The organism is Paenarthrobacter sp. RAF54_2 (genome assembly GCF_052113945.1).
Lineage (GTDB): Bacteria > Actinomycetota > Actinomycetes > Actinomycetales > Micrococcaceae > Arthrobacter.
In genome coordinates, this window is record NZ_JBFRDV010000005.1 from 143,983 (window position 1) to 168,439 (window position 24,457).

The window sequence follows — 24,457 nt, forward strand, 5'->3', positions numbered from 1 at the left end:
TGCTGCACTCCTCCGGGCATTCATGTACCCTGTATATATTACCGAACGGCCGGTCAGTAATGTTTGCGGTCCCGCAGACCCAATGACCGAGCCGATTTCACGTGCCTTGGAAGGACCCGTCGACGATGACCACTACCGCAGTCGCCCCGGAAACCACAGCCGTTGCAACCGTCCCCAGCTACGTCCAGGATGCCTGGTGGACGCCGGCTCCTGACGCCAAAACCGTCCCGGTCCGTGATGCCAGCACCGGAGAAGTCCTGGCCAACGTCAGCACCGACGGGCTGGACCTTGCCGCCGTCGTAAATTACGGCCGCACCACCGGCCAAACGGAACTTGGAAAGCTGACCTTCCACCAGCGTGCGCTCAAGCTCAAAGAGCTTGCCATGTACCTCAATGGCCGGCGTGAAGAGCTGTACGAGTCCTCGTCGCAGTCCGGCGCTACCAAGATCGACAACATGATCGACATCGATGGCGGCATCGGCGTTCTCTTCACGTTTGGGTCCAAGGGTCGCCGTGAACTGCCCAACTCGCAGGTTGTGGTGGATGGGCCGATGGAGGTGCTGTCCAAGGATGGTTCGTTCGCCGGTGAGCACATCTACACACGCATCCCCGGCGTCGCGGTGCAGATCAACGCCTTCAATTTCCCGGTCTGGGGCATGCTGGAGAAGTTCGCGCCCGCATTCCTCGCCGGCGTTCCCACCATCGTCAAGCCGGCCACGCCCACGGGCTACGTTGCGGCGGCCGCGGTCAAGGCGATCGTCGAGTCCGGCATCCTGCCCGCGGGATCCCTTCAGCTGATATCCGGCTCCGCCCGGACCATCCTGGACGAACTGGATTTCCGCGACCTCGTCTCCTTCACGGGTTCGGCGTCTACCGCGAATTCGCTGAAGGCCCACCGTAATGTGGTCCAGGGTGGCGTTCGCTTCACCTGTGAGACCGACTCCCTGAACGCCGCGATCCTTGGTCCCGACTCCGTTCCCGGCACTCCGGAATTCGACGCGTTTATCCGGGCCGTCGTCACCGAAATGACTGTCAAAGCCGGCCAGAAGTGCACCGCCATCCGCCGTGTGATCGTCCCGCAGGAGCTGATTTCCGACGTCTCCGCGGCCATTGGTGCGCGCATTAACGAGCGTGTGGTCGTAGGCGATCCTCGCGCCGAAGGCGTCACCATGGGCGCCCTGGCTTCGCTGGAGCAGCTCGCCGACGTCCGCGCGGCAGTCCAGTCAATGCTCGACGCCGGTGGTGAGCTTGCGTACGGATCCCTCGATTCGCCGTCGGTCACCTCAGTCGGGGGCACCGTGGGTGTCGTGGAAGACGGGGCTTTCATGTCTCCAGTACTCCTCAACTGGGCCGACGCGGAAGCCGAAGAAGTCCACTCCCTTGAAGCTTTCGGCCCCGTCTCCTCGGTGATCGGATACTCGGATCTTGCCGATGCCATCCGCCTCGCAGCCCGCGGCTCGGGTTCATTGGTGGCGTCCGTGTGCACCAACGATCCTTCGGTGGCGCAGGAGCTGGTGCTCGGAATCGCAGCGCATCACGGCCGCGTCCACATACTCAACCGCGAGGACGCGCGGTCCTCCACCGGACACGGCTCACCCGTACCTCACCTGGTCCACGGTGGTCCTGGCCGCGCAGGTGGCGGCGAGGAGCTGGGCGGTATCCGCTCGGTCCTGCACCACATGCAGCGCACCGCCATCCAGGGCTCGCCGAACATGCTCACCGCCGTTACCGGTCAGTGGCACACGGGCGCCGACCGCAACTTCACCGTGGAAACCGAAGGCGAGCACCCCTTCCGGAAGCACCTCTCGACGCTGAGGATCGGCGACGCCGTTCGCTCCGATCTGCGCCAGGTGTCCCTCGAGGACATCACGGCCTTCGCCAACTCCACGGGCGATACGTTCTATGCACACACCAACCAGGAAGCAGCCGAGGCCAACCCGTTCTTCCCCGGCATCGTTGCCCACGGCTACCTGCTCCTGAGCTGGGCTGCCGGGTTGTTCGTGGAGCCCGCGCCAGGTCCCGTCCTGGCAAACTATGGCTTGGAGAACCTGCGCTTCATCACGCCTGTGGCAGCCGGGGACTCCATCCGCGTCACGTTGACCGCCAAGAAGATCACCCCGCGTGAGACTGACGAATACGGCGAGGTTGCGTGGGACGCCGTGCTCACCAACCAGAACGACGAAATCGTAGCCACCTACGATGTCCTGACCCTCGTGGAGAAGTAACCTTCTCTCACATCCCGACGCTTTTTACCGGATCTTCTCTCAGATAATCGTGCCCTGGGCCGGTTGTTCTCTCACATAACGACGAAGCGCGTCCCCACGTAGGGGACGCGCTTTGCCTTAAGGGGCCGGTTACAGCTGGTATTCGGCCTGTTGGCCAAGGGTCTCGTGGATGCACAGAACATTGTTTTCGGTATCCATGAACCAAGCGCACTTCTCGGCGTCCGTGGTGCAAATGTGGTTATCGGTCTTGAGATCAGGCTCGTCGTAATCCTGGAACTTGACGCCTTGGGCCTCCATCTCCGCAACAGTTCGCTCGATGTTCTCGACCTCAAAGCTCAGGGCGGTATGACCAGAGTGCTTACCGTCCGTGACCGGCAACAACTGCAGCATGGGGCCGCCGTCGTTGCCAAATAGATCATTTCCATCCCAGGTCCTGCCGCGATGCGGAAGGCCGAGCTTTTCAGCGTAGAACTCTCGTGCGCGGCTCAGGTCATCGACAGGCAGGACGGTTGTGGCTGTGTTAAGGGCTAGATGCATTTGGCCACCTCCTACGCTGAAAATTTTACGCTCGGCGGCTCCGGAAGGATCCTACGAATCATGTCCTAAGGTTGAACGATGGGATTTAGCAGGTCTGCGCTAGATGCGTTTCGGGGCCGAACCCTGCCCGATTTGGTTTCGGACCAGACGAGGCTCCTGTTCGTCGGCATCAATCCTGGCCTGCGTGCTGTTGCAGTACAGGCGCATTTCGGTGGCGGCAGCAATCGCTTCTATCCAGCGCTATTCCGTGCCGGCATTGTCGATCGCCGGATAGATGCCTCGGCAGGTTTCCGTCGCGAAGATCTCAACCATCTGCTGGACCGGGGCGTTGGAATCACGTCCATAGTTGCGGGAGCTTCGGCGCGCGCGGATGAACTCACGCCCGAGCAACTCCTTGCCGGAGCCAAGGCACTATCTGCGCGAGTTGAACTTATCGCCCCAGCAATAGTGGCAGTTTTGGGAATCAGCGCCTACCGGACTGCTTTCGCCCGGCCGCGGGCGGCCTGGGGACGACAGCCCGATTCGCTTGGAGGTGCCCCGGTTTGGGTGCTCCCGAATCCAAGTGGCTTGAACAGGCATGCGAGCCTTGCTGATCTCGCCGACGCCTACCGTGAAGTCGCTGTTGCGGCTGGCATCGAACCCCTTGCAGATCCGGCATAGCAAACGCCAGCCGGAAACCTTCCGGTAGTCGTCACAGTCCGTCAATGAGTCCGTCGATAATGTTGCTGAACCTCTCGGCGGGCCCGCCTGTTTTGACCAAGACGCTTAGCCCGATGACGGAAGCAACGAGTTGGCTGGCAACAGTTTCGGGGACCTGATCGGCGCGGAATTCTCCAGACTCTTGTCCTTGCACAATTGCTTGCCGGAACACGGCTTCGATCTGAGAGAACATCTCGTTCGCAATCTGATTCACCCCGGCGTCGGCTGCGCCGAGCTCCGCCGCAGCATTGACCATGACACAACCGCGTTGATGCTCGCCCACGCCCGCCAGTGCCATGAGTGCCTGTTTGAGACGCGGTCGGATTAGTCCGGGAGCTACAAACATGCCCGTTAGGTACTCGACTCTGGCCTCGCTGTAGCGCCGAAGGGCACGCAGAAACAAGGCATGTTTGCTCTCAAACGTGTTGTACAGGCTGCCCTTGCCGATTCCCAGCTCGGTGGCCAACTCCTGCGGCGTTGTGCCGGCATACCCTTGGCGCCAGAACAAGTCCATCGCTCTGTTGACAGCCTCACCAGCCTCAAATTGCATCGGTCTACCCATGGGAACAGCGTAGCGCCCATGATATTGTACTTCTAGGTCAAAAATCGCTGTTGAGCACTTGTCCGACCCTCTACGTTGTTAGAAACGGGAACCCATTGTCTATACATCCGCCCTTGGAGAAGACCGCCTCAGCGCCTTCCCCTCGTACCCGTGTCCCTCTGAATACGCTCGCTATACCGCTTGGTTTGGCGGGCCTTGCACAAGTTTGGTCGGCGGCGACCTCGTCCTTCCAAGCCCCGATCGAACTTGCGCAAGCATTCTGGCTGATCGCGGCCATTGCCTGGCTTTGGACCATCGCGGTGCACGTCCATCGCGGGAGGCGCACGGAACAGTCGCTCTCTGATCAGCTCAAGCACTTCGCGCAGGGCCCGCTCGCCGCCTTGCTTCCGATTGCAGCCATGTTGATTGGGGCGGGGCTGCACCGCACCATTCCTTTAGCCGGAACCGTTGTGACCGGTGTTTTCATTGCCGTTGCAGCCGCGTTCGCCGCATGGATTTTGAACTTCTGGATGCGCGGCGAGTTGCCACTTGAATCCGTACATGGCGGCTACTTCCTCCCTACCAGCGCGGCAGGTTTTGTGGGTGCGCTCACCGCAAGACAGACGGGACTTGACTGGCTCGCCGTCGGAAGTTTCGCCGTCGGCCTCTTCTTCTGGCTCGTGATCTCTGTGTTTTTCTTCCTGCGACTCGCGCTTCGGCCTACGATGCCGGACTCGCTTACTCCGACCTTGGCAATCATGATCGCTCCGCCGGCGGTTGCGGCGGCCGCATGGCTTGCCATTTCGGGGGGTCGACCAGACTATATGTTCGAGGGATTGACGGCGATAACGGTGTTGATGGTTTTGATCCAGCTAACCCTGTTGCGGCGCTATCGGGCCTTGCCGTTCTCCCTGGGCTTCTGGTCGTTTACGTTCCCCTTGGCGAGCGTCGCCGCACTTGCCATCACGTGGTTGCACCTGGGCAAACCGGCTGCCTGGGAGGCCATGACGATTGGAGTGCTCGCGATCGTGACGACTGCCGTTGTGCTGGTTGGGGCAAAATCGATCGCAATGTTTTTCCGCCTCGCCGCCACGGCCCGGCGACAAAGGGTGAGAGAGGAAACGGGGAAACCGGTCCGGATGTGAGAGAGCATCCGGGGAAACGCGTCCGGATGTGAGAGAGGATCAGGCGGCGGTGTGGAGGCCGTCGAAGGCCATGGTGATGACGTCGTCGGCAAGTTTCTCGGGGGAGAGGGAGCCGCCTGGCTTGTACCACTCCACGATCGAATTGATAGTGCCGAACAGGAGCCGGGTGACCGTGCGGGGATCGATGTCCTGTCGCAGGGAGCCGTCCTGCCGGGCAGCGGCGATGAGCGCGGCAACCTTGTGGTCGAAGGCGCGGCGACGTTCCAGCGCGTCGCGTTCGATCTCGGTATTTCCGCGCAGGCGCAGCAGCAACGTGACGAATGGCAGCCTGTCCACCAGCACCGCAATGGTCTGCCGAAGCACGAACTCCAGCCGAGCATCTGCCGCCCCGGAGGTGGCGGCAGGCTCGTCCAGGATGGCCTCCAAGCCGCCGAGGGCATGGTCCAGGGCGAGCTTCAGAAGATCGCCCTTGGACGGCACGTGGTGGTAGATGGCTGACTTGGAGATCCCGAGGTTCTCGGCCAGGATGCCCATGGACGTAGCATCGTACCCGTGGCGATTGAAGACGTCGACGGCGATGCGGAGCACCGACTGCTGGTCGTAACCGGGCCGTCCGCGCTTGGTGGTTGTCTCAGTAGGCATGGTGGCATTTTCTCACGATCTCTAGACGGGCTGCCGTTCAGCGACGCCGCATGTCAGCCCTTCGGCCGAAGGTCGTAGATCCGGCGGAGCTTCCCATTGGAACGCTCAAGGGAGCCGGGCTCTACAACGTCAACTACGCAAGAAGACCCCACGTGAATCTTGATCTGCTCGCGCAAGGTACGGGCCGCCGTCGTGCTTGACTCTGCGGGGACGTTTTCGCGCCGTTCGATCTTCACGGTCAGAGAATCCATGCGCTTGCCCTCGGGGCGGGTGATTTCGAGCTGGAAGTGCGGGCTGAGCTCGGGGATGCGCAGGGCGATTTCCTCGATCTGGGAGGGGAAAAGGTTCACGCCGCGCAGGATGATCATGTCGTCGCTGCGGCCGGTGATGCGGCCCATGCGGCGGTGCGCGGGGCGGGCGGTGCCGGGGAGCAGGCGGGTGAGGTCCTTGGTGCGGTAGCGGATGATCGGCAGTGCTTCCTTGGTCAGCGACGTGAAGACCAGTTCGCCGGGTTCGCCGTCGCCGAGGACTGTCGAGTGATCAAACGGATCGATGATTTCGGGCCGGAAATGATCCTCCCAGATGTGGCAGCCATCTTGCGTTTCAACAGACTCGCCAGCGACGCCCGGGCCCATGACTTCGGAGAGCCCGTAGATGTCGCAGGCCTTGATGTTCATGGTGGTTTCGAGTTCGTGGCGCATCTCTTCGGTCCACGGCTCGGCGCCCAGCACGGCGTACTTCAGTGACGTGGAGGTGGGGTCGATGCCTTGATGCGCCATGGCGTCGGCGATCGTCAGCAGGTATGTGGGGGTGGCCAGGATGGCGTCCGGCTTGAAGTCCTGGATGAGCTGGATCTGGCGTTCGGTCTGGCCGCCGGACATCGGGATGACCGTGCAGCCCAGCGCTTCGGCGCCGGCGTGTGCACCGAGGCCGCCGGTGAAGAGGCCGTAACCATAGGCGTTGTGGACCTTCATTCCAGGGCGGACGCCGGAGGCGCGCAGGCAACGGGCCACCAGCGTTGCCCAGTTGGCGAGGTCGTTCTTGGTGTAGCCCACCACGGTGGGGCGGCCGGTGGTGCCGGAGCTCGCGTGGATGCGGGCAACCTCGTGCTGCGGGACCGCGAACATGCCAAACGGATACTCCAGTCGGAGGTCTTCCTTGGTGGTGTACGGGAACTTGCCGAGGTCGCTCAACTCGCGGAGGTCGGTCGGGTGCACGCCTGCTTCATCGAACTTGCGCTTGTACAGCGGCACGCGATCGTAGGCATAAGCCACGGTGTGCTGCAGGCGGTTGAGCTGGAGTGCTTCGAGCTCGTCGCGGGACATCGTTTCTTCACGGTCCAGGACGGGCGCGGTTGCCTCGGAGGTGGACGACGCGGGCGCGGCGACGGTGTTCTGGGTCATCTGGAGTTCCTACTTCTTGGAGATGGTGCGGCTGCGGCCCCGGAACTCTGCAATGAGTTCTCCGGGATCTGGATCGGGTGTGGCGCCCGCGGCGCCTGGTGAAGCCGCGTAGATCTGGATGTCGTAGAGGCCGCTGCGGCCGGTACTCGCGCGACGGTTTGCGACGGCGGTAATCACCTGGCCTTCGAACGCCGGCTTGATGAAGTTGATGTCGACGCCGGACGCCACCGTGATGTTGGCAGCTTGCTTTGGCGTGGGGTTTGCCGGGTTGCAGGCCAGTGCGAAGGCGGTGTCCGCGAAGGCGAAGATCATTCCGCCATGGGCCATTCCAAATCCGTTGAGCATTTCCTGGCGGAGGTGCATGCGGATGGTGGCATGGCCGTCGTCGATCTTAAGGACCTCAATGCCCATCCATTCAGACGCGTAGTCGTTCGTCAGGATGTGGTGCGTTGCACCGGAGAGGGTTGTTTCAACCATGCGTCATTGCCTCCAGCTTTATTTACCGAATGTTCATTAGGTAATCCCAGATCCGGCCAACTGTCAAGACTGGACAAAGCTTGGGCGAGGATTTGGAGGCGCCTAGTAGCCTCGAAGACATGCCCGAAATTGAGCTTCCGATCATGACCGAACGACTCATACTGCGGCGCTTCCAGGCTGAGGATCTTGAACGGTTCCACGCCTATCAGTCGCTGCCGGAGACCGCCCGATACCTGTTCCGCAATGAACTGACCAAGACGCAGTCCATGGAGGTTCTGGGCCGCTACGCCAATGCACAGTTCAAGCATGAAGGCGACTGGGCCTGCCTCGCCATTGAACGCCAGGACCGTCCGGGACTTATGGGTGAGATCGTCCTGAAATGGCTGGAGGGAACAGGCCAGGCTGAGCTTGGCTGGATCCTCCACCCCGAGGGCAGGGGTCAGGGAATAGCGACGGAGGCGGCTGAAGCTGTCATGAAATTGGCATTCGGCCACTTGAACTTCCACCGCATAGACGCGAAACTCGATGCGCTCAACACTGGCTCCGCCGGTATATGCAAACGCTTAGGCATGCGCTTGGAGGCTACCCTGGTGGACAACTGGCACTACAAAGGCCAGTGGGCCACTGAAAATATCTATGCCATCCTCGACTCCGAATGGCGCGCGCGCCAAAAGGGATCCTGACGTCCCGGCCAACTCGTGGTGCAGCCTAAAGCCAGCCCACCGCCGTCGCGCGTTTAATCCTGGATCGGCCAGGTCTTGTGGTGCTTCAGCTGTTCGGTCAGTTGTGCCTCCGGCAGTGGCCGGCTGAAGTAGTAGCCCTGCCCGCTGGTGCACCCAATGCTGAGCAGGAAGTCTGCCTGCTCCGCTGTTTCGATTCCCTCCCACACAGCACCGAGGCCGCACGCACGTATGAGCTGCAGGACTGCCGCGAGGAGGGCGGGCTGCGCGGGATCGCTGCCGAGGGCCGTGAGGAGCGTTCTGTCCACCTTGACGGCGTGCACGGGCAAACGGCGGAGGTAATCGATGGAGGAGTATCCGGTGCCGAAATCGTCGATCTCCATCTCGACACCCAGCCGCCGAAGACTGTTCAGCGTGTACCGGTCAAGGTCGTTCCCTTGAATGACGGCGCTCTCGGTCAGCTCCAGAACCAGCAGCGACGGGTCCAGCCCGGCCGAAGTCAGGGCTTCGCGTACGTCCTCCACGAACTCCAAACGCTGGAGGTCAGCGGCGGACACGTTGATGYGCATGTTGAAGTCGTGGCGCCCCGTCAAGGGGTCGCTGCGCCACCGCTGCAACTGCTCGACGGCGGTGCGCAGCACCCACCCGCCCAGATCGGAGATCATTCCCGTTTCCTCGGCAATGGGAATGAACTCATCCGGCATGATCATGCCGCGGGTGGGGTGTTTCCAACGGACCAGGGCCTCGACGCCTTCAATTCCGCGGGTGTCCAAGCGGATGATGGGCTGGTAGTAGAGCACCAGCTGCGAACCGGCGATCGCTTCTTTGAGCTCACCCACGAGTTGGTTGCGCAGTTGCCGGGCAAGGAGCATGTCGGTATCAAAGACCTTCAATTTGCCGCGACCATCAGCCTTGGATTCGTACATGGCGATGTCCGCTTCCATCATCAGTTCCTCGGCACTCTTGCCGGGATCTGCCATCCGAAGGCCCATGCTGGCGCCGCACCGTACGTGTTGGCCGTCGATCTCCATGGTCCCGTCCAATGCAGCCAGGATCCGATTACCGATGGACGCCGCCTTCGCCGGGGTAACGTCCTGCAGCAGGATTGCGAATTCGTCGCCGCCCATGCGGGCAACCATGTCCTCCTCGCGGACGGCAGCACTGATGCGGGCTGCCACCGTTTCCAGCACTTTGTCTCCAATGGTGTGGCCCAGGGAATCATTGACGCCCTTGAAGCCGTTCATGTCCATCAGCAGGATGGCCGGCCGTTGATTGCCATTGGGGCCTCTGGCCTGGGATTCCGCGAGCGCGGTGGAGAAGGCAGAGCGGTTGTGAAGGCCTGTGAGGGGATCCGTCATGGCCATGTGCTGCATTTCGCGGTGGGCCTCGTGCAGCTGCCGGGTGCGGTCTGCCACCCGCTGCTCCAGCTCTTCATAGATAATCTGGAGGTCCTCGGCAAGGAGGTTGGTGCCCATGATCACGGCGTCGATCTCGTCGCGGGCATCTGAGATTTCAATCCTGGTGTTCAGGTCTCCCGCGGCAAGCCTGACGATGCCATCCAGCAGCAATCCCAGACGTGGATCTGGTGCGGCATTCGAGTTTTCCTCGGACATGGTCACTCCCCGTGCGGTTCGCCTCGCTGATCAACCATATCCCGGAGGTACGCACGAACGGCCGAGCTGCGATCAGGGAGGGCGGCCTGGTCGAAAAGGTTTGCGGTTTCGCTGAAAGTCGCGACGGCTTCTTCCCGCCGGCCCAGTGCGAGCAAAGTCCTGGCCAAGAGGAAGTGCGACTCTGCAGAGGTTTGGGTGGCCAGGATGGAAGACCGGGCACACAAGGGCTCAAGGATGGTGAGGGCTTCCTGCATATCGCCGTTGAGATAGTTCCAGTGGGCGCGGACCAAGGACATTTCCAAATGGTCCCTCTCGGAACCGCCCACGATGTCTGTGGCGAGCTCGGCCCTCTCGATGCATCGCAGGGTAGCGGCATCACTCAGCCGGGCCTGAAGCCGCATTTCCGCCGAGGCGCGATTGAAGCGTGCCCACAAGTCCACGTCCTTGGATGGGGACAGCCGTTCGGAAGCAAGATCGTGGTACCGGCTGCCATCTTCAACCCGGTTTGCCAGGAAGGCAACGTTCCCGATCACCCAATAGCCCTTGCCCGCTGTGTCTTCGTCGATGTCTTCGGTCAGCAGGGATTCCAGCTCCAAGCATTCACGCCAGGCATCGTCCAGCAGCCGGCTTTCGGCAAGGGAGGCAATGAGCGCACGCTGCGCCAGGATCTGCACATACACCAAGTCCGCGTCGCGGGCAGCCAGTTTGGCGGCATCCGCAGCCATGGCGGCGGCCTCGGCCAGACGCCCCAGACCTTGGAGGGCAACGGCAACCATGGTCCCGGCTTTGGCGCCAAGCTCAGGCGAGGAGGCCGTGAGTTCGTGATCATTCAGTTCCAGTGCCAATGCCAGATATTCCTCGATCCGGCCTTGGTCCCGGAGGCATTCCGCCTGCAAGTAACGCATGTTCCACCAAGACAGTTCATCGCCGGCATCAATGGCAAGATGTGCAGCTTCACCGGCTAAGCGAAAGGCCTCTTCAAAGTGACGTTCTTTCCATTTGGCGCGCGCATTGAGTCCGGCTACAAGATGAGGCGTTAATTGTGGACTCTGCATGTGCCCATTATCCATGTCCATAGCGAAGAAAAGCTCGTATAGTTTGCCTCGTGACCTTTTTCAAGTCACACCGGTAATTCGCATCAGTATGAAAGGGCACAGCGGATGAAGAAATTTGCGGCAACACTGCTCATGGCAGCAGTTCTGGCAGTAACGGGGCTGGCTGCTCCGGCTAACGCCGAGCCTTCGCAGGATAGCAACAGTACGGCAATCGGCTGGTGGCCGAACAGCACAACCACCAAAACGAATACCACCACCATAGGTTGGTGGCCGAACTAAATTGGGGGAGCGCCTCTCAAGGCCAGATGACTCAAACTGATGCCCTGGGCTTTTGCTCGGGGCATCAGTTTTGTTGCGGATTGTGTCGCAGATTAGTGACTTTGCGGGTCAGCTTTCAGGGCAGCCGTTGACCAGTGTGTCATGGAGGGGGACAGGACGCCATGAGGGCGTCAAGTGCCAAGGAGGGGGCAGTCAACTGATAATTGCGGGCGGTCAACTGGCTGGTACGGGGCACTAAACGGGGCCCTTCGGGGTCACCAAAGCCGCCCTTATGGACCACCAACCGGCAATTCAACGGACACCGTAGTCCCGGAGCCCAGCTTGGAGTCGAAGATCATCCGTCCCATATGGCGGCTGATGATGTCCTGGGCGATCGCCAGCCCCAGGCCGCTTCCGGGAACAGCAGCTGCCGTGGCGTTGGAGGCACGGTAGAACCGCGTGAAGATGTGGGGAAGATCGTGTTCGGGGATGCCCAAGCCTGTGTCCGCCACTTTGACCAATGCTGCACGGCCACCGTCTGCCGATGCGAACATCGAACTCGTGATGCCCACCCGTCCACCTGCCGGGGTGAACTTGATGGCATTGGCCACGATGTTGGTGAAGACCTGTTCCAGCTTGGCTTCATCGGCGGTGACCTCCACGTCCTCGGTTCCCTCTGTGAAGGACACAGCGACGTGCCGTGACTCGGCCAAAGGCCGCAGCGTGGCCACCACTACTTGGAGAAGCTTGGCGATGTCCACAGGTTTGAGGTCCAGGTTGCTTCCGTCCTGCATGGACACCGTCAACATGTCCTCGATGAGCCGGCGGAGCCTGTCGGAGTTCCTTGCGATCACGTCCAGCATCTTGCTGATGCCCTCAGGAACCGGGCCGCCCGAACCATCCCTGATCATGTCCAGGTAGGCCGTGATCGAGGTCAGGGGGGTCCGGAGTTCATGGTTGACGGTTGCCAGGAAGTCAGTCTTGGCCTTGTCCAACTGCCTGAGCTGGTGCAGTACCCGTTGCTGGGCGCTGATGAGGTGGCCCTGAATGAGTCCGTGCGCCACATTGCCGGCCACGTGCTGCATCAATGCGATCTCAGGCCGGGTCCAATCGTGCCGTTCCTCCACCGTGCTGAGGAGGATGATGCCTAAGGCCGCACCACCTTCGCCGACAGGCAGCAAAACTGACGAGACCGGGTTGAGCTCGCAGGACCAGTCCTTCAGCGCTTGGGTAATCCTGGATTCCGGTTGCGTTCGGTGATCGGTCACAGCAAGAACGTCAGCTTCGGCCCATAGCCTGTTGGCTGCCTCTACGATCAGGTTCTCGCTCTCGCCCAACCTGGCGGGAAGCATCGGCGTGCCCGGGCGGTTCCATTGGGCACGGATTGAGGGAACGCGTTCGTCCCGGAAGGTAGCAAACCAAACGTGGTCCATGCCGAGGGCTTCGCCGAAACCTCTCACCACGTGGTCGGCAATCAGTTGGGGATCGTTGGTTTGCCGGATGGCGGATGAGACGTTCCGAAGGCTCTCCCTGAGGGCTTCTACCTCTCCCCGGGACCGTGCACGCTCCCGGGACCTGCCGATCAAGGTTTCAACGCGGTAAACAAGTTCATCGGCACGCACCGGGTTGATCACATAGTCCACGACGCCCCACGCTTGGGCTTCTTCGAGGTCCACCGATTCGCCGGCGTTGAGGAGCAGCAGCACAGGAACACCGGGACTGCGAAGACCATGTGCCAGGGAGTTTTCCAACACCACTACAGCGGGAATACCGGCTTCCAGCCGCGCGGCCATGGAAGCGGTGTCTGCAGCGGCGAAAACTTCGAACCCTGCGGCCTTGAGCGCAGCCTTTGTTAAGGCCAAACGATCAGCGTCTGAATCCGCCACGAAGGCGGAGCGGGAAACGTGCTGCACATCGGCCCCGTTCTTACCCACTGAGCCCCCTCCGTTACAACGTTCGTTCCACCGTAATTCCAGATTTGGCAACACACTATCAGCGCCACCGCGGGCTTCGGCCCTGCAGAGGCATTTGATGCTCATTTGCGTCGCCGGGGAAGGCATTGCGTCGGGGAAGATAGCCTTTACATTCGGCGCCCGATTCGACAGCCTAGAGGGTGAAAGCCCAGGGGGAGGCTTGGTCCTCCTGCCGTCCGTAAGGAAATTCCAAGGAGATCTGTGAACCAGCCAGCCACACCGCAGGACCACCAAGAGGTGACGTTCGAGCTGGAACTCGAAGACACGGGAATCCTGCGGCTAACGTGGCCGCGCGGATCCAGGATCCAGGAGGCGGACGCGCAAAGGGCGATGGATCGGGTCAACGAGATCTGCGGCGAAGCGCGCCACCCGATGATCGTGGATATGGCTACCACGGCTGACGTCACCCGGGGCGCCCGTTCAGTGTTCGCCAAACCCTGCCAGGCCTCAAGTATCGCCCTCTGGGGTTCGTCCCCCGTGGACCGGGTCATCGCCAACTTCTTCATTGGCATCATGAAACCCCCGTGCCCCACGAGGTTCTTTACTTCAGAAACAGAAGCCCTGCTTTGGCTGAAAGAGCAATAGCGCCACATATATTTGGAGCATGCTCTCCGCGCTCCGGAAATACCTGCTGATTCCCCGCCTGATCAGGCTTTCCTCGGCGGCGCCCAAGGACCCGCTCACTGCGTGGGATCGCTACTGGGGCAGCGTCCGGACCACCGGGGCCGCCGGGGATGTGTTGTGGGATTCGGGCAGCTCTCATGAACTTGAGGGCTACCTGCCCAAATTCGCCCGGATGGATCAGTCCCTTCCCGTGGTGGATGTGGGGTGTGGCAACGGCAGCTTCACGCGTCTGCTGGCCGATCATTTCCCGCACGCCCTTGGGCTCGATTACTCCGCGAACGCCGTAGATCGCGCCCGGCAAGAGTCAGCGGACGTCACGACGGCGTCATTCGCCGTGTGCGATATGACGGCACCTGACGCTGCGCGGACTGTCGTGACGGCCCTTGAAGCTGCGGGCTGGGCAGGCGATGCCAACGTGTTCATCCGGGGCGTACTGCACGTCCTCGATTCCAAAGGAAGGGCAGCTCTGGCCGCAAACCTGCTGCCCGTCGTTGGGACCCGCGGCAGCGTTTTCCTGGCCGAAACCAACTTTCCAGGCACCCCCGTGGATTACGTCAGCCACCTGGGAGCCACCCGCGACTCCATTCCTGCCCCCTTGGAGTGGGCCATCAAGGGCTTGCCGATGCCGGGCCGCTTCGGCGCCGCCCAGCGCGCCAAGGCGTTCCCGACGGCGGAGTGGAATCTTTTGGAGGAGGGTGCGACGAGTATCGAGACCCGGCCGCTGAGCAACCCGTCAGATCCGGATCTCATTCCGGGGTACTTCGCCTTGCTCCGGGCCCGCCAGGACTAAGGTCCACGCCCGCCACCACAAAGGGTGGCACTGTGGTCACCGGGACCGTTGAACTGGAATAAGGTCCGAGTGCCGGTGAACGATCCGCCAGGCGCCGTCCTCGCGGCGGTAGACGTGCGTTGTTCGCATCGTGTAGTCGGCCGGGACCCCATCAACAACGGCGTGGCTGTGCTCCAACCCAACGATGTATGCGAGGCTTCCGCTGGCAGCGGCCGCGACAACCTCGAACTCGAACCCGGTGGCGCCTTCGAATCGTCGGGCTTCCTGGCGGAACTTGGGCTCCAGATCGTTCCAGCCCGCTCCGGAGATGTGCGCACCGAACAGGGTGGTGGGGTCAGCGTGCGACCACAAGGCGATGCGTGCTGTGACGTCGCCCTTGTGCAGGGCCACAGTCATGTCCCGCTGCTTCGGCAGGATCTCGGCGAGGAAGGCCTCGGTCTCCTTACCCATGACCGGTTGCTCGCCCGTCATTGGATCAGCCCGACCAGGGGGCAACGGAACGCTGGCCTCTGCCGTTGGAAAATCCGCGTGACGATGCACTATCCGCCAGGCGCCGTCTTCACGACGGTAGGCGTGGGTCACCCGCAAGCTGTATTTCCTGGGAGTGCCCTCAACGGTGGTGGTGCTGTGCTCGTAGCCGACCGTGTAGGCGAGGTCCCCGCTTACACCGGCCGCGATGATCTCAAGATCGAACGAATCCGAGTGCGAAAACCACGAGGCGACGTTGTGGAACATGGGCTCAAGCTCCGCCCGGCCGCTGCCACTTAGGCTCGCACCGAAGAGCGTCAGCGGGTCGTTCTTGGACCACAGCGCGAGGCGGGGGCCGGCGTCGCCGTCGTGGATTGCACTGTCCGCGGCCTGTTGTTGGGGAACTATTTCAGTGAGGAAAGCATCGGTCTCAGTAGACATGACCAACTCCATTACAGTGAGACTGTTTTGAATACTGTTATACTGTACCCAATGGGCGCAAAAATCAAGAGGTCGTACGATTCCACCCGCCGCCAACAGCAGGCTGCGGAAACACGACGAAGCATCATCACGGCGGCGAACGAGCTGTTTATCTCGCAGGGATACGGGCAGACCACGGTCAAGCAGGTCGCTGAACGGGCCGGCGTCGCCGTCGAAACTGTCTACGCGACGTACCGCACGAAAGCCGCGCTGCTCCGGCACGTTTGGTATGTCGATTTCCGCGGCGACGAGGCGGACGTGACCCTCTATGACAGGGCCGAAATGCAGGCCATCCTGACCGAACCGGACCTGCCAGCCAGGATCCGACGCCACGCCGCATTCGTGAGCGCGAGCAATCGGCGGATTGCCCCTCTCCTTGAGGCCCTCACGGGAGCAGCAGCGAGCGAGCCCGACGCCGTCGCCATGCTCACCGAATGGGCGGACCGCCGCCTGGATGTGGCAACGCGCTACGCACACGCTGCGGCGGCCACCGGGCAGCTTGGCGTCACGGAGGAGGAATGTCGCGACGTGCTGTTCGCGACCATGGACGGCACACTCTGGACCCGGTTCGTGGGCCAGCGCGGATGGAGCGACGAACGGTTCTCGGACTGGCTTGCCGCGATGTGGATCAGCATGCTCGTCCGGCACTAACCGCTACTTGAGCCCGGCCAACTATCCCAGCTATCTGCAGGGCTCATGGGCTTACAAGGTGTCATGACACCTTGTAAGATGGGACGGAAGCCCCTTGGAAGAAGGTCAACAATGTCGGCAGGCACGCCCAGGCGTTCGGTCCGTGTTGAGGACGAGCTATGGAACCAGGCACACGCCAAAGCGGCCCGGGAAGGGACCACAGTCGCTGAACGTGTCCGTGCCGGACTGCGAGAGTACGTATATGGGCCGGAGGTCAGACACACCATCGCCGACTCCCTGGTCTACCTCGTCCCTGATTCACTGGAAGACCTGAAAGGGCCAGCATCCGGTGATGTGGTACTGCCCATCCACTTGGACTGGGGCCCAGAGCGTCGCTATGACGTCGGCGATGACGCCAGCTGCAGGACGCTCTACCAGCTGACACTGCAGAACTCAGGATCCGCTGAAGAGATGGCCCGGATCATCAACCCCGACAGGCTGGTTGCTTTGTGGCCTTCCATGCGATTGCCCGCTCGGTGCCGGCAGCTATGGAATGACGCCTTTCCCCAGCTGCCCATACACCGCGAAAGCAAGGAACATCCTGGATGGACGACGCTCAACGCGTAGCAACGGAAATAGCCCTCTCTGTTCTTGCCACGGACGGGTTCATCCTCGCCGGTGGACAGGCACTTGCCGAACACGGCGTGATCGACAGAATGTCTGAGGACATTGACCTGTTCGCCCAGCACCGCTGGCATACTCCCGAGACCTTCGCGGCCGCCGTGGACAAAATCACCTACGCACTTGTCGGTGCTGGATACTCAGTGGAGATCACCCGCCAATACGAGGAGTTCGCCAGCCTGACGGTGGCCAAGGACGATGCGACGGTCGTGATTGATCTCGGTTTGGACTGGTGGGAGAACAAACCCGCAATCGTGGACGTCGGACCCGTGCTGTCACTGAAAGATTCAGTCGCATCGAAACTGCTCGCCGTCTACTCCCGCGGCTACGCCCGTGACTACCTCGACGCCTACTCCATCCTCAGCAGCAAACGATTCACGCGGTCGGAAGTAAGCCGTTCCCAAGCCTGTGCGACGATGTTTCGTTGCACAGCGAGAACGTCAATCCAGCCCTTCGGGCGTTTGTCGTTCCAAAGATGATTTCTTGTTCGGAGCGGCGCAGTGGGCGAGGGACTCAGCTGCAAATTGCTCCCGCTGGCTATGCGGAAGGAAACCCAGCCAAGGGAACGGAACGAGGAGCTTTTCAGCGAAACTCAAAGCGCCAGGAGCAAGCGAGGCGGCAACGAGGCTCGCGGCCAAGCGCAGCGCCTCATGTTCCCGTTCCACCGCTACTTGAGCCCCGCTCCAGGAAGCAGTTCCGTGGCACGCAGCGAGTCGGCAACAAACGCGTAGTCCCAAGCCCGCTCGCGCCACTGCACGTACCGACCGGACGCTCCGCCGTGGCCGCCGTCCATCTCGATCTTCATGACGATCGGTTCGGAGCCCGTGGTTGCCGAACGCAGTGCCTGCACCCACTTGGCCGGTTCCACGTACAGAACCCGGGTGTCGTTGAAGGAAGTCACGGCTGCGATCTTGGGGTAGGGCACGCTCCGTACGTTCTCGTATGGAGTGTAGGACTTCATGTAGGCATAGGCCGCGGGATCGGTGATGGGGTTGCCCCACTCTTCCCATTCCAAGGCCGACAAGGGAAGCTCGGGATCCAGGATGCTGGTCAATGGATCCACGAACGGCACCTGAGCCACCACTGCCGCGTACTTTTCAGGAGCCATGTTGGCGATGGCACCCATGAGCAGGCCACCAGCGGAACCACCCATGGCAGCAACCCGGGAGGGGTCCACCCAGCCGGAACCAGCCAGCCAGTCGGTGGCCGCGATGAAGTCCGTGAAAGTGTTCTTCTTGCTGAACTTCTTCCCGTCGTCGTACCAGTGACGGCCCAGCTCACCACCGCCGCGGATGTGCGCAATGACCATGACGATCCCGCGGTCCAACAGCGACAAGCGGGCAACGCCGAAGCCCGGGTCCATGCTCATCTCGTACGAGCCATAGCCGTACACCAAGCCAGCTGCCGTGCCGTCCTGCTGTACCGAAATGTGGCGCAGCACTGACAGCGGAATCCGGGTGCCGTCGTCGGCGGTTGCCCACTCACGGGTTGCCACATAATCCTCGCCGGAGTAACCGCCCAGGACCGGACTTTCCTTGCGCAGCAGCAGCTGGCCTGATGGCAGCTCAGGAGTGGGCAGAACGAAGTCGTAGACGCGCGACGGTGTGAAGTAGGACGTGTAGCCCATGCGAATCACGGGGGCCTCATAGTCGGAGCTGGAAACGCCGGCCGTATAGAGCTCTTCGTCGAAGGCCGGCTCCACGGGCGCGGCCTGCTCCGGGGTGCCCAGGCCTGCGAGTGGCAGCACCTGAACACGCTCAATGGTGTCCTTCCGGATGGACAGCACGAGGTGCGTGGACGTGACGCCCGCGCCGTTGACGCGGACGTCGTCGGAATGCTCGACGACTGTCCGCCAGTGCTGCTCTGCCAGCGGCTTGGTGAGCTCGAACGGGTCAACCAGGCTCACCATCGAGTTGATGGCGTCCTTGTTGTGGGTCAGGAGCAGGGTCTCCTTGCCAGCCAGGAGGAAGGGCTCGGCCTCATAAAGAATGTGTTCCTCGCGGGGAATGACCGTGCTGAGCCCGGCGTCGTAATCATCAAAACGGAGCAGCCGGGTCTCGCTGAACTCGGAGCAGCCGATGCTGAGCACAAGGTGGCGGCGGTCAGAGGCGAGATCGAAGCCCAACCACATGGCGGCGTCGTCCTCCTGGTAAAGAACCTCATCTTCGGCAACCGGCGTGCCCAAGACGTGTGACTTGACCTGGTAGGGGCGCCAGGAATCGTCCACCACGGTGTAGAAGATACGGGTGCCGTCGGGGGAGAACGCCACGCCATAGAAGATGTTCTCGATGACGTCCGGCAGGAGTTCGCGCGTCCGGAGGTCCTTGATCCGCAGTGTGAATCGTTCGTCGCCGGAGTTATCCACCGCGTACGCGTAAAGGTTGCCGTCGATGGTCACGGCAGCGCCACCGATGCTGAAGAAAGGCTGGCCCTCGGCTTCCACGTTTCCGTCCAAAAGCACCTGCTCGCCCGGGATCTCCACGCCCGGCTCAACGGATGGCGGAGTCCAGTCAGTTACGGGGTCACCAGTGTTCCGCGCCACCACCCGGCAATGGATGCTGTATTCCTTGCCCTCCACTGAACGGCTGTAATACCACCAGCCATCCTTACGGCTGGGTACGGACAGATCAGTTTCCTGGGTGCGGCCCTTGATCTCCTGGAATATTGCTTCCCGGAGCGGTGCCTGATGCGCGGTGACAGCCTCCTGATAGGCGTTCTCTGCCTTGAGGTGCTCCACTACCTCTGCGGATTCCTTGTCCCGGAGCCATTCGTAGTTGTCCACAAAGACGTCACCGTGGTGTTCGCGGCGGCTGGGGACACGTTTGGCAACAGGCGGCTGCGGCGCTGAACCGTTGGCAGGGACAGCGGCAGGCGCGGAGGAAGTGTGGCTCATACGGCAACTCTATAGACGGCCTCTGACAAGGAACCAGCGATTTCGCTCAGAGCGCCCAGATGCTTAGTCCACGCCCTGCGAAAGCGTGCTGGCCAACGTGACGCGGTTCCGGCCCGATGCCTTTGCCGCGTACAGAGCAAGGTCCGCTTCGCGCAGCAACTGCTCCGTCCCGGCGCGGTGCCCATCAGCGAATGCCGAGACACCGGCGCTGATGGTGAGTATGCCGTCGGGGTCCCCGGAGTGCTCGATCTGCAGCGCATGAACAGCTGCCCGAATCCGCTCCATGACCACTTCGGCGCCAGTGGCCGTCTGCTCCCGAAGGACCAAGAGGAACTCCTCGCCGCCGAACCTGTACACGCCGTCGGACTGGCGGACCTCGCCGGCAAGTGTCGAAGCGATGGCCACCAATGCGGCGTCTCCCGCCTGGTGGCCGTAAATATCGTTGTAGCTCTTGAAGTTGTCCACATCCACCATCGCCAGACAATAGTCCCGCGAGTAGCGGTCACTTCTGCCGTGCAGTTGTCCCAGGTCTTCGGTCAGCTTGAGCCTGTTGTTCAGCTTGGTCAGGGGGTCGGTCCGGGCCTGTTTTGTCAGCGCCGTTCGATACTTTGCGAGGTCTGCGTGCAGCGAGGTGATGCGTTGTGCGGCAAGCAGGCGAATGTGCAGGTTGAAGGGGTCCAACGGTTTGGTGACGTAATCGTCCGCGCCGGCCTCCATGCCTGCCAGGACGTCCTTTCGCGAACCGTGGGAGGTCACCAGGATCACGTAGGTGTAGGTGTCCTGCTCGCGCTCGCGGATCGCCCGGCAAAGATCCAAGCCGTTCAAACCCGGCATCATCAGGTCCGTCACCACGGCCGCCGGAGCATGTGCCTGGTAAAGGTCCCAGGCCGAGTCGCCATCCACTGCCACGATGCAGTCATGACCGGATTGCTCGACGGCGGCCTTGGTGATCATCCGGGAAATCTGGTCGTCGTCGGCGATTAATACTTTCATGGGGCTCCCAATAATGTGCGCGCGAGTGCCCCATCCACCCGTGCGAGTTCCGAATTCAGTTGATCAAGTACAGGCGTTCCATCTGCTGCAACATCCGGGCCCGCCTCACGGCCGAGCCGTTCCAAGTCCTTGGCCAAGGTGGCGGCGCCTGTAGCGCCGATGTTGGCCGCGGCCCCCGCGAGTTTGTGGGCGGCGGCCTCCACCGCGTTGGCCTGCCCGCTTTCAAGGGCCGAACGCAATTTCTCCTGTGCACGCTGGGCTTCCTCACGGAAGGCCCTGATGGCTTCGGGCAGCAGGCCCATACCGTCCGCCGGCCCAAGTTCACGCAGAATCTGCAGCCTGTCCTCGTCCAGGACGGTACTGCCGGCGTCGTCAGGCTCGGCAGCGTGGCCGGACTCGGAAGCGTCCAAAACAACAGCGCTCGACGGCGGTGCTTCCGCCAGCTGCAGCTGGGGCTCCAACCGCTCCTGCGGCACCCACCGGGCCAGGATGTCGCGGAGCTTGTCCAGATCCACAGGTTTACTGATGTAATCGTCCATGCCGGCGGCGAAACAGCGCTCGCGGTCCTCATTCAGGGCCCCGGCCGTCATGGCAATGATGGGAATCCTCACGGTCTTGGCATCCCGGGAACGAATCGTCTTTGTCGCCTCAAAGCCATCCATCACCGGCATGTGACAGTCCATAAGAACGGCAGCATAGTTTCCGGTGAGTGTCGCAGCAACGGCTTGCGCGCCGTCGTCGACGATGTCTACTTCGTAGCCGAGCCTGTTCGCCATCCCGCGGGCCACCAGCTGATTGACCTCATTGTCTTCAGCCACCAGAAGTTTGCCGAGGCGGAGTTCCGGGTCCCGGGGCGGCAGCTCGGGCTGCGTTCCAAGGGGCGCTGGCTTGCCCATTGTTTTCGTGGCCAGGAGCCGCAGGAGCCGGTTGTAGAACTCGGAGCTCCGTACGGGCTTGGTGAGGTACTCGCGGATTCCCGCGGACGTAAGATCGGCCTTGTTCACTTGCATGGTGGAGGTCAGGAGAATGATCCCCGGGCCGCCCGAGCCGTTGCTTTCTTCCTTGATTTGGCGGGCCAGCTCCAGGCCGTCGACGTCGGGCATGCACATGTCCACCACGGCGATGTCGTAAGGGTGGTGGTTCGAAACGGCCAGCCGGTATTCGTCCATAGCGGTGCGCGCATCTGCGACTGCCACCGGCTGCATGCCCCAGCTTGCAAGCTGTGTCTCCAGTACCAAGCGGTTGGTGGCGTTGTCGTCCACCACCAGGACCTTTTGGCCCGCGAGCGAGGCAGGCAGGAGCCCGGTGTCCGTGGCGGGTGGGCCCACAGGCAGTTCCAGGACAAACCAGAATTTGCTGCCTACTCCCATTTCGCTGTCGAGGCCGATTTCGCCGCCCATGACTTCGGTCAGTCGCCGCGAGATGGCCAGGCCGAGGCCCGTGCCGCCGTAACGGCGGGTGGTGGAGGCATCTGCCTGGGCGAAGGATTCGAACAACCGGTGGTGGTCTTCGGCGCTGATGCCGATTCCCGTGTCGCGGACCTCAAACCGCAGGGAGGCTTTGTTTGAATCCTGGTTGACCACGGAGACCTGGATCTCCACCTCGCCGGATGGGGTGAACTTGACTGCATTGGATGACAGATTCAGCAGGATCTGGCGGATCCGCCCGGAGTCGCCCATGAGCCGTTCCGGCACGTTGGGGTGGCAGTAGGAGATCAGCTCAAGATCCTTGCTTTGGGCTTGTTCGGCAACCAGCCCTGCAACCTCCTCCACCAGCGCGCGGGGATCGAACGCCGTGATGTCCAGGTCCACCTTCCCGGCTTCCAGCTTGGAGAAGTCCAGGATGTCGTTGATCAGAGTCAGGAGAACCTCTCCGGCGCCTTTAACTCCCTGGGCGTACTGCCGTTGGACCTCGTTCAGGCGGGTGTCCATCATGAGCGATGTCAGGCCGATCACGGCGTTCAGGGGAGTCCTGATCTCGTGGCTCATGGTGGCCAGGAACTCCGACTTGAGCCTGCTCGATTCCAAGGCGGCTTCCCGGGCAGCCAGGAGTTCGGCTTCGGAAGCTTTGCGGTCCGTGATGTCCCGGGAAATTGTGGCGACACCCCTGAAGCCTGATTCGCCGCGGACAGGGGAAAGAGTTACGGAAACTGGAATGATGACGCCATCTCCGCGTTGGCGAAGGGTCTCAAAGTTTTGAACGGCACCGCTTTCGGCAGTTGTCCGAAGGGCCTCGTGTTCTGCTTCCCGCAATTCCCCGGGGATAAAGAAGTCGCTGTTCTTGCCTATGGCCTGCTCTGCCGTGTAGCCGAAAATCCGCTCAGCCCCCGGGTTCCAACTGAGGATCTCGCCCTCAGGCGTCTTGCCAATGATGGCGTCACCGGAGGAGTTCACGATCGCTCCCAAGCCCTCAAGCTCGGCTGTACGGGCAGCCACCTTTGACTCCAGGTCCCGCGTAAGGCTCACATTCTCGACGACGATCAGCACCTGCCGCACGATGACGAACACCAAGACCAGGAGGCCCGTGATCAGCAGGATCGGGTCTCCCAGGTTGATGGCCCGGCTGCGGTTGAAAAGGACTGCACCAAAAACGGGAATGTACGGAAGGAGTTCCAAGGCCGCAGCATACGTGCGCCCGTCTTTCTTGCTGCTGCTGGCCTCTGGAGCCAGGGGGCTGAACCCGATGAGCAGGAAAGCTGCTACCCAGCCAAGCGCCAAGGGGGATCCGGTCACACCTGTGACGCCTTCGGCGGTAAGCCGGACGTAGGTCAGGTCAGTCAACGCGAGCACCAGGAAGCCCAGGCCCAGGCACAGCCACGGAAGGCGCCGGCCACGGGCGGCGCGCATGGTCAGCACGATCACCAGCGAAACCATAACCACGTCAACRAAGGGGTAGGCCAGCGTGGTCAGAAAGGCCAGGATGTCAACGTTTCCTGCCGCGATCAGCGGGCCCAGCACTGCGCCCCACGCGATGAAGAGAACCGCGCTGGCTACCGTTCCGACGTCCAGGACAGTGCGGAGAACCGACATGCGGACGCTGCCGCCCTTGGAAAGCAGGACAAGTCCGACGGCGACCGGCAGCGCATAGCCGACGAATCCGATGTCCGAAGCCGAAGGGAAGGGGTAGGCGTGGTCCAGCACTATGCCGTTGAATGTCCAGAGTGCTTGGCCGCAGGACCAGAGAGCCAAACCGGCAACCACGAACCAACGGGCTTTTGTATTGCCGTGTCCATGTAGAGCCGCGCGTGTGTGTGTCATCAGCGCAGTCAGGGCGGCGATAAGGATCGCAAAGTCGCCTGCCAGCTGAGCTGTGGGTGTGCCGATACCGCTTCCGAGCCCTACGGCCAAAAAGACTGCGCACACTCCCACTGCTACAAGGAAAAGCGGTATACCCTGCCGCGACCACGAGCGCACCGGAAGAACCTCGTGCTTCACTCCTGCCACTGAACCCCTGCCTTCGAAAGTGGCCCCACCAAAAGCGAACAACGCATCTTGCCTTTGCGCTGAGGAGAGCATACGCCGAAAGTGTGCTTAAGTGACCGGCAACACACAAAGGTAACGTCCCGTGAGACTCTATCGTCCTGTGAGACCCCATCTAAGTCGCAGCTGAGCGCGTTTTGAGAGCTCAGAACGCGCTCTGCTGCGGCTCAG

22 protein-coding genes are annotated in these 24,457 nt (G+C 61.8%); 10 read left to right on the top strand and 12 right to left on the bottom strand.

Annotated elements, in window-relative coordinates:
* Positions 1-125 precede the first annotated feature (125 nt).
* Entirely contained in the window at positions 126-2,225 is a 2,100-nt protein-coding gene (gene paaZ, locus AB4Y87_RS06100) for a phenylacetic acid degradation bifunctional protein PaaZ (RefSeq protein WP_442003520.1), read from the top strand.
* Positions 2,226-2,354: 129 nt separating this feature from the next.
* Here the strand turns inward: paaZ and AB4Y87_RS06105 are convergent, their stop codons facing one another.
* Positions 2,355-2,762, bottom strand: a complete 408-nt coding sequence (locus tag AB4Y87_RS06105; RefSeq protein ID WP_442003521.1) for a VOC family protein — start codon at positions 2,760-2,762, stop codon at positions 2,355-2,357.
* A 132-nt stretch (positions 2,763-2,894) separates the two neighbouring features.
* On the opposite strand from AB4Y87_RS06105, the gene AB4Y87_RS06110 reads away from it, so the two are divergent.
* The gene (locus AB4Y87_RS06110; protein WP_442003522.1) at positions 2,895-3,422 is read left to right on the top strand and encodes a mismatch-specific DNA-glycosylase; all 528 of its coding nucleotides are present in this window, start codon (positions 2,895-2,897) and stop codon (positions 3,420-3,422) included.
* Between the two features lie 31 nt (positions 3,423-3,453).
* On the opposite strand, the gene AB4Y87_RS06115 is transcribed toward AB4Y87_RS06110, so the two are convergent.
* On the bottom strand, positions 3,454-4,023 hold the full coding sequence (locus tag AB4Y87_RS06115; protein ID WP_442003523.1) for a TetR/AcrR family transcriptional regulator: 570 nt from the start codon (positions 4,021-4,023) through the stop codon (positions 3,454-3,456).
* A gap of 113 nt (positions 4,024-4,136) precedes the next feature.
* Between AB4Y87_RS06115 and AB4Y87_RS06120 the strand changes: the two genes are divergently transcribed.
* Positions 4,137-5,147: a transporter gene (locus AB4Y87_RS06120; protein ID WP_442003524.1), complete on the top strand. Its 1,011-nt coding sequence runs from the start codon at positions 4,137-4,139 to the stop codon at positions 5,145-5,147.
* Positions 5,148-5,186: 39 nt separating this feature from the next.
* Here AB4Y87_RS06120 and AB4Y87_RS06125 read toward each other — a convergent pair whose 3' ends face one another.
* The 3 genes from AB4Y87_RS06125 to AB4Y87_RS06135 are packed head-to-tail and all read right to left on the bottom strand — an operon-like array spanning position 5,187 to position 7,669.
* Positions 5,187-5,789, bottom strand: coding sequence for a TetR/AcrR family transcriptional regulator (locus AB4Y87_RS06125; protein WP_442003525.1), 603 nt, complete (start codon positions 5,787-5,789; stop codon positions 5,187-5,189).
* Positions 5,790-5,842: 53 nt separating this feature from the next.
* The gene (gene paaK / locus AB4Y87_RS06130) at positions 5,843-7,192 is read right to left on the bottom strand and encodes a phenylacetate--CoA ligase PaaK (RefSeq protein WP_442003526.1); all 1,350 of its coding nucleotides are present in this window, start codon (positions 7,190-7,192) and stop codon (positions 5,843-5,845) included.
* Between the two features lie 9 nt (positions 7,193-7,201).
* Entirely contained in the window at positions 7,202-7,669 is a 468-nt protein-coding gene (locus AB4Y87_RS06135) for a hotdog fold thioesterase (protein ID WP_224088717.1), read from the bottom strand.
* Between the two features lie 119 nt (positions 7,670-7,788).
* Here AB4Y87_RS06135 and AB4Y87_RS06140 point away from each other — a divergent pair, with 119 nt between their 5' ends.
* Positions 7,789-8,352: a GNAT family N-acetyltransferase gene (locus AB4Y87_RS06140; RefSeq protein ID WP_442003527.1), complete on the top strand. Its 564-nt coding sequence runs from the start codon at positions 7,789-7,791 to the stop codon at positions 8,350-8,352.
* Positions 8,353-8,405: 53 nt separating this feature from the next.
* Here the strand turns inward: AB4Y87_RS06140 and AB4Y87_RS06145 are convergent, their stop codons facing one another.
* Positions 8,406-9,962 (bottom strand): putative bifunctional diguanylate cyclase/phosphodiesterase, encoded by a 1,557-nt coding sequence (locus AB4Y87_RS06145; protein WP_442003528.1) that lies wholly within the window; start codon positions 9,960-9,962, stop codon positions 8,406-8,408.
* A 2-nt stretch (positions 9,963-9,964) separates the two neighbouring features.
* On the bottom strand, positions 9,965-11,017 hold the full coding sequence (locus AB4Y87_RS06150) for a hypothetical protein (protein WP_442003529.1): 1,053 nt from the start codon (positions 11,015-11,017) through the stop codon (positions 9,965-9,967).
* Between the two features lie 105 nt (positions 11,018-11,122).
* On the opposite strand from AB4Y87_RS06150, the gene AB4Y87_RS06155 reads away from it, so the two are divergent.
* Positions 11,123-11,296 carry a hypothetical protein gene (locus AB4Y87_RS06155; RefSeq protein ID WP_224088709.1) on the top strand — a complete coding sequence of 58 codons (174 nt, stop codon included), beginning with the start codon at positions 11,123-11,125 and terminating at the stop codon, positions 11,294-11,296.
* A 269-nt stretch (positions 11,297-11,565) separates the two neighbouring features.
* Here AB4Y87_RS06155 and AB4Y87_RS06160 read toward each other — a convergent pair whose 3' ends face one another.
* On the bottom strand, positions 11,566-13,209 hold the full coding sequence (locus AB4Y87_RS06160; protein ID WP_442003530.1) for an ATP-binding protein: 1,644 nt from the start codon (positions 13,207-13,209) through the stop codon (positions 11,566-11,568).
* Positions 13,210-13,449: 240 nt separating this feature from the next.
* Here AB4Y87_RS06160 and AB4Y87_RS06165 point away from each other — a divergent pair, with 240 nt between their 5' ends.
* Complete coding sequence (locus tag AB4Y87_RS06165; protein WP_442003531.1) at positions 13,450-13,833, top strand: DUF7793 family protein; 384 nt, start codon at positions 13,450-13,452, stop codon at positions 13,831-13,833.
* Positions 13,834-13,852: 19 nt separating this feature from the next.
* Positions 13,853-14,662, top strand: a complete 810-nt coding sequence (locus tag AB4Y87_RS06170; protein WP_442003532.1) for a class I SAM-dependent methyltransferase — start codon at positions 13,853-13,855, stop codon at positions 14,660-14,662.
* A gap of 36 nt (positions 14,663-14,698) precedes the next feature.
* Here AB4Y87_RS06170 and AB4Y87_RS06175 read toward each other — a convergent pair whose 3' ends face one another.
* On the bottom strand, positions 14,699-15,571 hold the full coding sequence (locus tag AB4Y87_RS06175; protein ID WP_442003533.1) for a nuclear transport factor 2 family protein: 873 nt from the start codon (positions 15,569-15,571) through the stop codon (positions 14,699-14,701).
* Positions 15,572-15,622: 51 nt separating this feature from the next.
* On the opposite strand from AB4Y87_RS06175, the gene AB4Y87_RS06180 reads away from it, so the two are divergent.
* The 3 genes from AB4Y87_RS06180 to AB4Y87_RS06190 all read left to right on the top strand — a co-directional run bounded on the left by AB4Y87_RS06180 (position 15,623) and on the right by AB4Y87_RS06190 (position 17,400).
* The gene (locus AB4Y87_RS06180) at positions 15,623-16,261 is read left to right on the top strand and encodes a TetR/AcrR family transcriptional regulator (RefSeq protein ID WP_442003534.1); all 639 of its coding nucleotides are present in this window, start codon (positions 15,623-15,625) and stop codon (positions 16,259-16,261) included.
* A 111-nt stretch (positions 16,262-16,372) separates the two neighbouring features.
* Complete coding sequence (locus tag AB4Y87_RS06185) at positions 16,373-16,867, top strand: hypothetical protein (protein WP_442003535.1); 495 nt, start codon at positions 16,373-16,375, stop codon at positions 16,865-16,867.
* Positions 16,846-17,400 carry a nucleotidyl transferase AbiEii/AbiGii toxin family protein gene (locus tag AB4Y87_RS06190; protein WP_442003536.1) on the top strand — a complete coding sequence of 185 codons (555 nt, stop codon included), beginning with the start codon at positions 16,846-16,848 and terminating at the stop codon, positions 17,398-17,400. Before AB4Y87_RS06185 ends, AB4Y87_RS06190 begins: the two co-directional genes overlap by 22 nt.
* 188 nt (positions 17,401-17,588) lie before the next feature.
* On the opposite strand, the gene AB4Y87_RS06195 is transcribed toward AB4Y87_RS06190, so the two are convergent.
* From AB4Y87_RS06195 to AB4Y87_RS06205, 3 genes are all read right to left on the bottom strand, one after another.
* Positions 17,589-19,814 (bottom strand): S9 family peptidase, encoded by a 2,226-nt coding sequence (locus AB4Y87_RS06195; RefSeq protein ID WP_442003537.1) that lies wholly within the window; start codon positions 19,812-19,814, stop codon positions 17,589-17,591.
* 63 nt (positions 19,815-19,877) lie between these two features.
* Entirely contained in the window at positions 19,878-20,807 is a 930-nt protein-coding gene (locus AB4Y87_RS06200) for a GGDEF domain-containing protein (protein ID WP_442003538.1), read from the bottom strand.
* Positions 20,804-24,250 carry a response regulator gene (locus AB4Y87_RS06205; protein WP_442003539.1) on the bottom strand — a complete coding sequence of 1,149 codons (3,447 nt, stop codon included), beginning with the start codon at positions 24,248-24,250 and terminating at the stop codon, positions 20,804-20,806. The genes AB4Y87_RS06200 and AB4Y87_RS06205 overlap by 4 nt, the downstream gene beginning before the upstream one ends.
* Positions 24,251-24,457: the final 207 nt, after the last annotated feature.